Genomic DNA, 12,144 nt, shown 5'->3' with positions numbered 1-12,144 from the left:
CGCTGGTGGGGTTTTTTATTGCCTGCGAAAGCCAGCTGTATAGAAAACCATATAATTGGAGTGATTAAACGGAGATTGGGATAGGGGTAGCCTAACCTCAGGCTGAGGGCTTGACAGCTCCCTGCGGGTTGGTGGACACTGGTAAGACTAGAACTTATTAGCGGTTACCGCACCCGACAGCCTCGCGGTTTTTTTGTGCCTGCAATTTGGCACGCCTAGCTTTTATAGCCGGGTCGAGAGGCGTAATACAAGACCCCTTCTGGGGGAATAGGCCCGGAGCTTCTGATAAGGCTCTAGTTGAGACCCGGCTGCCAGCTACTAACTGGCAGCCGCTAGAAACTAAAACTTATCAGGAAGCCTTCCCATGGCCGATTCCCAATTAATCTCCAAGATTGATCACTCTCACCGTGCGCTACCGCCGGCTCAAGTCCAGCAGTTACGCGAAATACAGTATTTAAACATGGCCCGCCAGCGCATTCTGGAATGGCCCGATTCCCCCGTAAAAAACGCCGCACTCAATGCCCTTTGTGGCGAAGAGGGCGCGGTTCTGGATGGCCTGACCTACGCCGCCGGACAAATAGTTAGCCGGCGGAATACTGAACATTAACCACAGGAGAGTGATTATGAGTAATGTGATTCCATTTGATTTCAAAAGTCATCAAGTTCGTGTCGTTGAGCAAAATGGTGAGCCGTGGTTTGTGGCTAAGGATGTGGCCGAAGTGCTTGGGTATTCCGATGCTCAAGCAATGACAAGAAAGCTTGATGAGGATGAATTTCAAAACCGACAGATCGTCGGTTTTGGAAATCGTGGTGTGAACCTCATCAATGAGGCGGGTTTGTACTCGGTAATCCTGACAAGCCAGAAAGTTGAAGCCAAAGCGTTCAAACGCTGGGTAACTCATAAGGTTCTGCCCAGCATTCGAAAGACGGGTCAATACGGTGAACCTAAAGAAGAGTTGTCAGGTGACAAGCTGCTGGTAGTGGCCAATCGCTCATTTGGAGCTGCTCACGGATTAGCCAAGCGAATGGGCATGAAGGGTAATCAGGCAATCTTACTGGCCAATCGGGTAGTGGAAGAAACCACCGGCATCAGCCCAATGAAGCTGATGGGGGTAACCCACCTGGAGGCTGAGAATAACGAACCTCTCTACACGCCATCGGAGTTGGGTAAAGCGTACGAAATGAGTGCGCGTGAATTCAACGCCATCCTACAGCGAATGGGACTTCAGAAGCATGTGGAATATAAGCCACGCAAGAAGCGCTGGGAGCTAACCCCAAAGGGTGAAGAGTTTGGCCGTTATTGCGATACCGGTAAGAATCACTCCGGTGGCGCTCCAGTGCAGCAGCTCAAATGGCGTAAGGCAGTATTGGAAGAGGTTGCTCGGTACGCGGAACAGCTGCGGGATAAGTTGCCAGGGGGCTCCTTCCTCAAAGTAGTTTAAGTTTCACGGCGGCCATGAGCGTGAATACAATACCGCAAGGAAATAGCGCTCGCCCACTTTTCATTCTCCTTTGGGTGTTCAATGGCTGCTGTCTTTTTATTGGTAGATGGGTAAGGACTATGAGTGGGAGGGAGGCCTACAAGTACTTCAATAAGCTCCCCAGTTGAACGTAGTATCAAATAATTGTCACTCCGATGTTACTATTCGGCGTTCTCAAAGTTTTAGATGGGGGAGCAGAAGAATGAAAATCTACCACGGTGATTTTAGGATCATAGAATCTGGGACATTGGAAAGCTCAGATTTGTCTGATACAAGGTTTGTTTTATCAGAATCTCCTTTATTAGAAGTGATTTTTCGAATCTCACTAGAAGGTAAGGAATCTAGTGTTGATCTAGATTTGTTAAATCCTAATACCTTAGCGATTGTCTTCAGCAATCCGGATGGAGTGTCATTTGGTCCCGCTGAACCAATAAGAATTGGTCACTTGAATGGTAAACAGTTATTCGTTTTATTTCGTACATCATTGAGAGGAGGTACTAGCAGCTATGGCTTAGAGTACACCTTCTATACCAAGGAGGTTAGCTGATGGAACAAACAGCATTTGATGTGCCGCCTCCTTCTTCTGAAACTCGTATTACTTTAGAGCAAGTTAAGGTCGAACTCGAGCACGATAAAGCAAAAAGAGAGTTAAGCATAAATTTCAAGCAAAAGATTCTTGAAAAATTTCTTTCAGAAAGTTTTTTCGCATTTGTAATTACGTTAGTGGTTATTGCGGTTGGCATCTCATATATGTATGTTGACACAGTGGAAAAGGGTGATATTGAAAGTTTTTGGAAATTGATTCTTCCAGTTATAACTACTTATTTGGGATATGCTTTTGGTAAAAGAAGACAATCCACAAGTTAATTGAAATATGCAAACCTATTAATTCTTCATGGTTCCCAAACCCGCACTAGCGGGTTTTTTTATGCCCAAAATTCATGGAGCAATCCCAATGACCCAACGCATCACCATCCGAGATGCTGTACAGGATGAGTTACAGAACCTCAGCGGCTACTTCTTCCCACCCCCTGGCACCACAGAAGAAATTGATTCAGTAAATCTACCAGCCATTGTGGTGGGCTTTGCTACCGAAAACACTGGCCACGAAATGCATGGCGGCACCAGTCGGCAATTGGATCTGACCATTGCTGCGTTAGTAAAGAGCGATGGCGATATATATGCCGCACTGGATCAAGCGGCTGCAGATATTGAGAGCACATTGCAGGATGCCTCTCTGGATGGCAGCTGTGACTTATTCCTACTCAGCCAAACCCAGTTTGCCCTGGATCAGGATCACCCACTGGGCGAGGTTCGATTGACCTATACAGCCCAGTACTCCACCGAACCCTCAGCCCTTTAACTAAACAACTCAATAAGGTCTTAGCTATGGCACAAGGTTATAAAACAAAATTTTCCCGCAGTGATGATGGCACTTCCTATACGCCAGTGGCGGGCATGTTGGATATCGACCCCGGTGAGGAGTCACGCGGTTCTGTTGAGATGACGCCGATTGATGGCACCAGCGGATATATGGACTACGACCCTTCTGGCTTACGCGATGCCGGTGAGGTCTCCATTACCTTGATTTGGAATGAGAGCGACAGTGGCCAGCAGGCTTTGCGTGCTGATTACGATTCAGATACCAATAAACATTATAAAATCGAGTATCCCGAGGGTACCACGGTGGAATTAATCGCCCATATTACCGGCTGGGGTAAGGCGGTGCCCAAGGATGACAAGATTACCCGCACCGTGAAGTTCAAGATTTCCGGTAAACCCACAGTAACCGCAGGTAGCTAATCATGAATTCTATTCCTACCCCTATTTTAGAATCTGAAACTGTTTTATTTGGCCAGCAGAAAGTAGAGCTGTTTGAGCTGAGCGCTTACCATCGCTGTGAATATCTGCAGAAGACTACTGAAGATATTCCACTGCCGCAGGATGAAGAGGTACCCGAAACCGAACTGGAAAACTTCGGCCAGCTTTGGGCTTTCCGGTTGGGAGAGGTGAGCAAGAAATTGCTGCTGGTAGCCTATGCGATTTGGATGAAACCAGACTGTCAGGAATCACTGGAGCAGATCCATCAGGGTTTAATTCGCAGTGTGACTCCTAAGTTGATTGATGTGCTTTATGTGCCTGCGGCCAAGTTATCCGGTCTCTATGTAGAAGCATCCACTGAGGGAGAGAGCAGCGAACCAGAAAGCGAGGATACCGAAAAAAAAGGTTAGTGCCGGGTTTCTACTTTGCCCGGCAGCTCGCGCGGGATTTTAACCGTCCCGATTATTTCAACATGTTGCGCTCCATGAGTTCTACCGAGTTCGACCACTGGTATGGATATCACTCTGAGCGTCCCCTAAATACCGAAGTCCAGCAGTGGCAGCTAGCCCACATTGCCGCCGGCACACTGGGGGGCAAAGTCTCTAACTTCCTACCTCAGCCGCACAAGCCAAAAACCGTGCAGCAACAAATCGCAATCTGGAACTCCATGAGCTGAGCAATGGCAAAACAAACTTCCATGGCCACCATGGTGGCAAACCTGGAGCTGCGCTCCACTCAATATAAGCGGGAGATGGCCCAGGCCGCCGCGCGCAATAAACAGCTCACCCGCGAGATAAAGTCCACTAGCGCCGCTGGTGATGTTTTCGGTCGTTCGATGCGCGGTGCTGCTCAGGGCGTCGCCGCGATTGATGGCCCCTTGGGTGGGGTTTCCGGTCGAGTCGGTGCGCTCAATGGCCTGCTGACTACTGGTGCGGCCAGCTGGGCACTGCTTGGTGCCGGGGTGGCCGGTGTTACCGCTGTTTTCTATAAGAGCATCCGCGCTGCCGAAGCGATGGAGCGGCAGCAGCTCAAGATTGAGGCGCTGCTGAGAGCAACGGGTAACGCCAGTGGGCGCACCGCGCAGGAGTTGGATGAACAGGCGCGATCGGTGGCTCGCAATACCCTGGCCAGTGTTTCCGGTATCCGCGATGCGCAGGGTGTGCTGCTTACCTTCAAGTCAGTGCAAACCGACGTGTTTGACCAAGCCATTGTGCTATCGCAAGACCTGGCAGCGGTAATGGGTGGCGATGCCAAAAGTGCAGCGTTACAACTTGGTAAGGCGCTGGAAGATCCAGCAAGCGGCCTGACAGCACTGAAGCGTTCTGGAGTTTCGTTTACCGAGACAGAAAAAGAACAGATCAGGACTATGCAGGCGAGCGGCCAAGTGGCCGAAGCGCAGCGCTTCATCCTGGCCAAGCTGGCGCAACAGGTAGGCGGGGCTGGCTCTGGTGAAGCGGGCGGGCTTGCAGGGCAGGTCGATACTCTAAGCCAGAACTGGCAAGAGTTTCTGGAGGCCATGGGCAGGACCGAGGAGGCCTCCAAGAGCGTTGGCTTTGTGGCCGACACTGTGAGCTGGTGGCGCACCGTGTTGATGCCAACGGAAGCCGAGAAGAGCGCAGATAAATATTTCGAGCTGCAAGATAAGTATGTCGCGCATCAGAAACTACTGGAGAAAGCGACCGCTCAAGGCGTAACGGTACAAATTGAGCAACAGAGTTACTGGGTAGAAAAATACCGCGCACAGCTGCAGGAACTCAAAGCCGCAGACCTGAAAGCGGCAAAATCTCAGCGGGAGGAGCGGCGGAAAACGACAGAAGCAGCAGCCGCATACAACGAGCAGGCAGAGCGGGACCGCGCGGCGGCTGAATTGAAGCGTCAGCAAGATACGGGCTCTCTGCAGTTGAGTCAGCTGGATCAATTTCTCGCCGACCAGAGCGGCAAGATTCAACTGGATCATGAGCAGCGACTGCAACAAATTGCCGCGTTACAAATTTCTGAACAGGAACTTAGAAAGCGAGGTTTCGAATCTACCGAGGCATTGAGGGCTGAATATGCCGAGCGCGAGAAAGCACGCTATCAAATGGCCCTGGCGGAAGAGCAGGCGCGCTCGGAGAGTGGTGAAGGCGATGGTAACCAAGCTGGTGCCGATGGCCTTACTGAAGCAGAGCGCCAGCGTATGGTAGCCCGCCTGGAAACCCTGCAGCTTTCCTGGCTCACCGAGATGGAACAACTGCAGGTGCAGCAAGATGAAGAAATGGCGCTGCTGGATCGGGCATTCGCCAGCAAGCTGATAGCTCACGATGACTACGAGCGGAAACTCACCCTGTTGGAAGCTAAGCACGCAAAACAGCGGCAAAAGCTCGAGCAGGCTTCCAACAAAAGCAAGCTGAAAATGTTTACTACCGGTGCCGGGCAGATACTGTCTGCCGCCGCTGCCTATAACCAAAAAGCGGCAAAGGCAGAAATGGCTATGGCTGTTTTCTCTACTGGAGTCTCGTTAGTAAAGAATATTGCTAAAGCTTCAGAGATCGGTTTTCCACAAAATATTCCAATGATCGCCGGGGCTATCACTCAAGGGGTGCAGATTGCCGGCATGTTGTCATCGCTGAAAGCGCCCGGCGGCGTATCTGGTGATGCCAGCGCACCCAGCATGAGTACCGGCGGTGCGGTAGCAGCCACACCATCAGAGAGTTTTGCCAGTTCTGGTAATGATGGTTTTGTGGAGGGGGAACACCGACCGTTGGGCATGGTGGTGAATCTTAATGTTAACGGCGATTTGGTCGGTGACAATGCCGAGACTGTGGCTGGCAAGGTAGCTCCAATATTGACTTCCATGTTTGCCGAAGAGGATTTAGTAGTAATCCCCAATGATAGTCGTCAGGCACAGGAACTAAGGGGGTAGGGTCATGTTAATTCAATACACTCCAACACGTTCTATTGTCGGTGATGGCAGTAACTATCAGATTGAAGCCAAGCTAAAACGCTACGATTGCAGCGACCGCCCCGAAGGTAAAGAGCACAAAGCGCTCAGTGGCAAAACGGAATACACAGTTTACCGGCTTGAGGAAGAGTACCTTTGTCAGACGGTACCGCTAATACTGACTTATACAGATTTGGCCCGTTGGCGGGAGTTTAAAAGAAGCTGTGCTTTCGGTGAGTTTTTTACCTTCGATGCCTATGGCACGGCTGCTGCTGCCGATTTTCCGCAACAAGTGCAACTCAAATATAAATCCTTCAAAGAGCAGCGCCAGAAAGATGGCCGCTTTATTTTCTCTTTCACTACCGTCCAAGTCATAGCTTAATCATGCGCAACAATTCAGAAATTTTTGACCTGTACAACCGGGGGGCTCAGCGTGAGCTGCGTTTGGTCATCGAAATCGGCTACGACCTGCCGCTTTACATTACCAGCCACAACGATATCCCCGGCCTGCCGTTAAACGTGATTCTGGGCACCTTAAAAAAGTGCAGTGCAACCAGCCAGAAACTCATTCCAGAGCAAGGCTTGGCACAGATCGGCGCTATCTCGTTTGAAGTGGTGGATATCGGTGGCCAGCTGTCCTATGTGCTGCGCGACGAGCTGGAGCAGGGCAACGGTATTAAGGGCCGCACGGTACGCTTATATCAGGGCTTTGCCGGGCTCGACTGGGATGAGTTCCGCCTGGAGCAAACCCAGATTGCCGAGGAATCCATTTCCTACGCTGAGGGCGTGTACCGGGTACGCTGCCGGGATATTCAGCGTGAAATGCGCCGCGATATTTTTGTACCTAATACCACGCGCCTGGCTGCGAATTTCGCTAAAGCTGATACCACTCTGCAGGTATTCGATACCAGCAGCTTTGAAGCCAATCCGCATACGATTGCCTATGGTGATGCCCCTGGCCAATTCGTGTATTACCTGAAGATTAAATATCAGGACGGCTTTGAAATTGTACGCGCAAGCGGCAAAACTGGCAGCAGCTTTACCAACTGCGCCAGGGGTTTGTTCGGCACCTTTGCCCGCGATCATGAGTTACCCGAAGACAGCGACGACGAAAGCGGCGTAGAGGTTGAGGAGTTTATCTACCTGGAGGGCCCAGGCCCGCAGCTGGCCTATGCACTGTTGACTGGAAAGATTATCGGCACCAATAACGTACTGCCCAGTAATTGGCACCTGGGTATAGATCCCGCTTTCGTGGTGCTGGATGAATTCCAAAACATCGGCGCCGACTGGTACAAGCCCAGCGACAACAGCAAAGGCAAGATCCTGCGCTTCGATGGCCTGGAAAAAACCGATGGCAAGAAGTTTATCGAGACCGAGATCAATCTATTACTCGGTGCCTTTATGCCGGTCAATGCCGCCGGCCAGCTGGGCTTTCGTCGCATGGCTGGGGTGCTGGCTGAATCCGGCACAGTAGCAACTATCGGCCCCGATGATGTGAAAAGCCTGGGCGAACTCAAATACAACCTGGCCGGGGTGCGCAATATCTTCTCGGTGCAGTGGAGCTGGTTTGAGCAGCCGGGCTTTGATGGCAAATTCCTGCGCTCTAATAATTTAATTGATGCGGATTCTGTTGCTGTGCATGGCGAGGCGAAACAGCACAGCTTGAAGTTTCGTGGCCTGCACAACTCCCGTCATACCTATACCACAATTAAAAACACTTTTGATGCTCTGCGCGATCGTTTCGCCGGCCCACCTTTAAGCCTCCGATTGGGACTATTACCAAGTAATAACGACCTGGAAGTGGGCGATATTGTGCGGGTGAGCTTGCCGCAATTACGTGACCACTCTATCCGCGGAGACAGGCCCTACGATTTTAATTTTACCAGTGACAATGAAGGCTGGATTGCCCGCGACGGTATCGCCACGTCCAGCGTCAGCGGTGGTGTGCTTGCAGTAACCGTAAAAGGGGAAAACCCCTGGATCAGTCGCGAGTTCTCGCCGACTTTTTCTGGGGCGGATATCCCCTTTGTTAAAATACGGGTGCGGCGTACCAGTGATGAACCGATCGCCAAAGGCTGGGGCTGTAAGGTATTTTTTAGACACACACAGAGCACGGTGTATTTTTCTGATGGTGCTGATCAGATTTTGGATTTGATCGACCGGCTGAATGCCAATAAAGGCGAGTGGCACGAAGCTACGGTAGACCTCTCCCAAAATACCGATTGGAACGGCAACCAGATCGAGCTGGTCCGCGTGGATATCGGTAACGATTACATAGCCGATTATAGCTATGAGGTGGACTATATCCGCCTGCTGCCGGCCCTGGGCCTCGATGAGTACAGCCTGGATCGCGCCATGGAAGTGCAGCGCATAAGCATCGATCAGGTCAGCGGTGCGGTCTCGGTAGATCTATTCGGCAGCTATCAGCCCGCCGGCATGATTGCCGATCAGCCCGAAGGCAGCAGCACTAACGGCGAATTACCTGATGCCTGGTATAACGCCGAAGGTACAGCCATGACCGCCAGTGGCTTGAGTATCGATGCCAGTGGATTTTTAACCGCAGATGGCACCCTATACGGTGCGGATAACAGCCGAACGGTTTTTTATTACCTGGGGGATTTAACTATCCCCGCCGGGCGCGTGCTGTTTGTTGCCGATAATGTCGAGCTGCGTGTGTGCGGTGTATTGCAGATCGATGGCAGTTTACGTGGTGTACCCAGTAACGGCGGGGTAGGGTTTCTCGGTTCCTGTCGCGGCGGTGGAGGCCGGGTTGCAGGGGCGGAATACACTAACCGCTATATCTACAACCGCGTGCGCGGCAAAGTCGTTACCGGTCGCAACGCGGTGATGCCGCCGCTAAACATCGAAAATAATGCGGGGGATTTACAGGGTATTCCTGACGACCTGCGCGGCACTGGCGGCGCCAGTGGCGGCAAGAGTATGAAATACCTGCGCGGCGATCGAAGCTATGAGCCGGTAGGCATTGGCGGTGCTGGCGGGCAGGGTGGTGCCGGTCTCGTGGTGATTGCACGCGGTATCGCTATCGGCGTCAGTGGCACAATCAATACCACCGGTGGCGATGGCGCCCCAGGACGGGCGATTGATGGTAGCCCTTTAAGCGTGGCCGGCGGCAGCGGCGGTGGCGGCGCACCTGGTGGCATGGTGCTGCTGGTAGACGGCACCCAGAACCCGATGCCGGTGCTCAGCAATAATAAAATCGTCGCCTGCTATGGGGAAAGTCCCAGCACACCCGGACGCGCAGGGCAGGGCGGTAATTGCCTGGGTACCAACGCCGCACGGGTTCTTTTTGTACCCAAGTCGCGCACGCCCTATACCGACTATGAAGACCCAGCGCTTGCCCCAGAAGTACAGCAGGCCATCGACAAAGCCGAAGCGGCACAGGCAGATGCTGAGGCCGCACTGGCGGATCTGGACAATATCGCCGCCGATGGGGTGCTGCATCAAAACGAAAAGCTCATTGTTATTCGCGAGTATGCGCAGCTATTGGCAGAGCAAACGGGTATTGAAGCCCAGGCTGATGGCGCTGGCCTGGTAATCGAAAAAGGCAACTACACCGGCAACCTGGCCGCACTCACCAGTTACCTGGGCGGACTGTCTCCAACCTGGAACGATACCGCAGCCAGTACTTCGATAAGCCGCACCATTTGGAATATCAATTGGGAAGCGGCCTATAGCGCGCGCCAGGGTTTGCTCAATGCCATCGCCCAGCAAGCACGGGAAGCGGGTATGGTTGGGGCCACGCTGCAGTTTCAGTGGGATGGCCGGCCATCCGGGTTGCTCTGGCCTACTAATACCAACTATGCCGGCGGCACTAAATATTCGTTTAACGCGATTGCCGGAAAAGGGTTTATCCATGTACTGGCATACGATGCCGAGGGTGGTCCGCGCGTTGGTTTGAATGGTGTACAGGTTGGGGTAATGAGTGGGCCGAATGATGCCAGCCAGTGGTACTCCTTCCCGGTCACTCTGCAGGCCGGTGCCAATGAAATCTCTATCTGGGCCAACGCTGCAGACGGCGGCACCTATGGGGGCATTGTGGTTACCCTGGGCGGTAGTGGTGACCCTGAGGCCCTACTGGGTGTGTCTGCAGCGGATGCCAAAGCAGAAGCCGCTGCGAATGCAGCCGAAGAAGCACAGACTGATGCCACTGCCGCACTGCTGGACCTCAACAATATTGCTGCAGATGGAAAGTTGCATCCGGCAGAAAAATTAACTGCAGTACGTGAATATAACCAGATCCTGGCAGAACAGGTAGATATCGAGGGACAGGCCAATAGCTACGGCATCACCATCGAGAAAACCAATTACAGCGGTGCAATAACTGCTCTTTCCATTTATCTCACCGGTGCCGCAGTAAATGACACTTCAACTTATACAAGCATTGATAGGAGCACCTGGAAAGCCAAATGGCAGGCGGTATACAGCACACGACAAAAGGTTCTAATTAAGATCGATCAAATTGCCGGTTCGCGTGCAGATTGGGAAGGCGTCTTTGGACTGAACAAACCCGAAGACGGTGCCACTAACGGCGCAACACCACAGGAGCGCGCACAAATACGCTCCATGCGTAATACCTTTTTAGAGGATTTTTCTGATAGTAATTATTCCGATTACTGGGAGCAAAGCGCAGGCTCTGGCACTCTAGGATATTACCCTGGCGGCAGCAGTAGTATTGGCGGTGGCGCTGCACGTTTTTACGATTATGTGCGCATCAGCCACCGGGAAAAAATTCCCTTTGATCCCAGCAAGCTGTACCGCATTGAAGCTAGGGTTTATGTGTATAGCAATGGCGATGCTGACCGCACCATGTATGCGGGCCTGGCTGGATATGATGCAGCAGGCAATCTTTGCAATGCATCCGGTGCAGATAGCGTGGGCAGTCAGCACTATGTACTGGGCAGCGGTCTAAATCTGGTAGGGCAAAGTTGGGAGACGCTGGTGGCCTATGTCAAAAGCAATGCTAGCGGAAATGCCGAGTACAGCGGCACGAGGGGTGCCAACCACATAGGCGCCCCGGCTAAACTGCAGGCCAACGTAAGATTTATTTCTCCGCTGTTTTATTGTAATTACCTGAACAAAATCGGCTCAACGCTGATTGACTATGTGAAAATCGATGTGGTGGAGGTTCAGGATCAGCGCAATCTGCCGATGATTCAATCCAGTATTGCAAGCCTGCCCACCAGTACCGCACTTTCCGCTAGTGATGCAGGCAGCACTGCAAGGATTGATATTGCCTCGCACTCGGTGCAGTTCGGTTTTGGCACCATCAGCTATAACGCTGGCAGCATTACTGGGCTGTTGTTTAATACGAGGTATTACGTGTACTGCGATGACCCTGAACAAAAAGGCGGCGCGGTAACCTATTACGCGACTACAAATTTCTCTACATTGGCTGCCGGCAATTGGCGCCGCACAGTGGGCAGACTTACAACGCCCTCGAATGGTGGCAGTTCAACACGTCCCCCGGGCGACTGGTGCGTTGCTGCAGGTAGTTGGCTGCGCGAAGGTTTAATAGCGGACAACTGCCAAAGCGGCGACCTGATCGACTGCTGGGATACCGGCGACGAGGATACCCACCTAAGCCCCATTGTCGGCGCGGTAGATGCAGAGCCAGAAATACCCTGCATATTACTCACCACAGAAAGCGGCGCCCAGGTTATTTGCAGCCGCGAAACCCCCGTTACCGACCGTGAAGGCCGTGTCTATGAAGCGCAGAACTGCCAGGGCGTTGAACTGGGGGTTTTGCATAAAGAAAAGCCGCTCACTTGGGAAAGCGTCGAACGGGTCGAGTGCGCCGGCCTGCGTACCGTGTACAAAATCTCTGTGGGCGGTAAGAGCTACGCCGCCGGCATCAATCCATTACATCGGGTAATCACCCACAACGGAGTCCATAAGCCATAG

At 52.3% G+C, this 12,144-nt stretch carries 11 protein-coding genes; all 11 read left to right on the top strand.

Annotation, left to right across the window (positions count from 1 at the left end):
- Positions 1-364 precede the first annotated feature (364 nt).
- Positions 365-607 (top strand): hypothetical protein, encoded by a 243-nt coding sequence (locus GL2_RS02535; RefSeq protein ID WP_143729152.1) that lies wholly within the window; start codon positions 365-367, stop codon positions 605-607.
- Between the two features lie 16 nt (positions 608-623).
- Complete coding sequence (locus tag GL2_RS02530) at positions 624-1,442, top strand: BRO family protein (RefSeq protein WP_143729151.1); 819 nt, start codon at positions 624-626, stop codon at positions 1,440-1,442.
- 241 nt (positions 1,443-1,683) lie between these two features.
- Positions 1,684-2,028 carry a DUF6864 domain-containing function gene (locus GL2_RS02525; protein WP_143729150.1) on the top strand — a complete coding sequence of 115 codons (345 nt, stop codon included), beginning with the start codon at positions 1,684-1,686 and terminating at the stop codon, positions 2,026-2,028.
- On the top strand, positions 2,028-2,348 hold the full coding sequence (locus GL2_RS02520; protein ID WP_143729149.1) for a hypothetical protein: 321 nt from the start codon (positions 2,028-2,030) through the stop codon (positions 2,346-2,348). Before GL2_RS02525 ends, GL2_RS02520 begins: the two co-directional genes overlap by 1 nt.
- An 88-nt stretch (positions 2,349-2,436) precedes the next feature.
- A complete protein-coding gene (locus GL2_RS02515; protein WP_143729148.1) occupies positions 2,437-2,844 on the top strand; it encodes a hypothetical protein in 408 nt (135 codons plus the stop codon).
- A 26-nt stretch (positions 2,845-2,870) separates the two neighbouring features.
- A complete protein-coding gene (locus tag GL2_RS02510) occupies positions 2,871-3,284 on the top strand; it encodes a phage tail tube protein (RefSeq protein ID WP_143729147.1) in 414 nt (137 codons plus the stop codon).
- Positions 3,285-3,286: 2 nt separating this feature from the next.
- Positions 3,287-3,712: a hypothetical protein gene (locus tag GL2_RS02505; RefSeq protein ID WP_143729146.1), complete on the top strand. Its 426-nt coding sequence runs from the start codon at positions 3,287-3,289 to the stop codon at positions 3,710-3,712.
- A complete protein-coding gene (locus tag GL2_RS02500) occupies positions 3,712-3,978 on the top strand; it encodes a phage tail assembly protein T (RefSeq protein ID WP_143729145.1) in 267 nt (88 codons plus the stop codon). Before GL2_RS02505 ends, GL2_RS02500 begins: the two co-directional genes overlap by 1 nt.
- Before the next feature lie 3 nt (positions 3,979-3,981).
- On the top strand, positions 3,982-6,204 hold the full coding sequence (locus GL2_RS02495; RefSeq protein WP_143729144.1) for a phage tail length tape measure family protein: 2,223 nt from the start codon (positions 3,982-3,984) through the stop codon (positions 6,202-6,204).
- A 4-nt stretch (positions 6,205-6,208) separates the two neighbouring features.
- Positions 6,209-6,604 (top strand): hypothetical protein, encoded by a 396-nt coding sequence (locus GL2_RS02490; RefSeq protein WP_143729143.1) that lies wholly within the window; start codon positions 6,209-6,211, stop codon positions 6,602-6,604.
- A gap of 2 nt (positions 6,605-6,606) precedes the next feature.
- Positions 6,607-12,144: a hypothetical protein gene (locus GL2_RS02485; protein ID WP_143729142.1), complete on the top strand. Its 5,538-nt coding sequence runs from the start codon at positions 6,607-6,609 to the stop codon at positions 12,142-12,144.

The sequence above is a fragment of the Microbulbifer sp. GL-2 genome, assembly GCF_007183175.1.
Taxonomy (GTDB): domain Bacteria; phylum Pseudomonadota; class Gammaproteobacteria; order Pseudomonadales; family Cellvibrionaceae; genus Microbulbifer.
The sequence above is the reverse complement of the archived record's forward strand: the minus strand, read 5'-3'. Positions and strand labels throughout refer to the sequence as shown.

Coding starts and splice junctions, on each gene's coding strand:
- GL2_RS02535 (WP_143729152.1), top strand. CDS start 365: ATGGCCGATTCCCAATTAATCTCCAAGATTGATCACTCTCACCGTGCG.
- GL2_RS02530 (WP_143729151.1), top strand. CDS start 624: ATGAGTAATGTGATTCCATTTGATTTCAAAAGTCATCAAGTTCGTGTC.
- GL2_RS02525 (WP_143729150.1), top strand. CDS start 1,684: ATGAAAATCTACCACGGTGATTTTAGGATCATAGAATCTGGGACATTG.
- GL2_RS02520 (WP_143729149.1), top strand. CDS start 2,028: ATGGAACAAACAGCATTTGATGTGCCGCCTCCTTCTTCTGAAACTCGT.
- GL2_RS02515 (WP_143729148.1), top strand. CDS start 2,437: ATGACCCAACGCATCACCATCCGAGATGCTGTACAGGATGAGTTACAG.
- GL2_RS02510 (WP_143729147.1), top strand. CDS start 2,871: ATGGCACAAGGTTATAAAACAAAATTTTCCCGCAGTGATGATGGCACT.
- GL2_RS02505 (WP_143729146.1), top strand. CDS start 3,287: ATGAATTCTATTCCTACCCCTATTTTAGAATCTGAAACTGTTTTATTT.
- GL2_RS02495 (WP_143729144.1), top strand. CDS start 3,982: ATGGCAAAACAAACTTCCATGGCCACCATGGTGGCAAACCTGGAGCTG.
- GL2_RS02490 (WP_143729143.1), top strand. CDS start 6,209: ATGTTAATTCAATACACTCCAACACGTTCTATTGTCGGTGATGGCAGT.
- GL2_RS02485 (WP_143729142.1), top strand. CDS start 6,607: ATGCGCAACAATTCAGAAATTTTTGACCTGTACAACCGGGGGGCTCAG.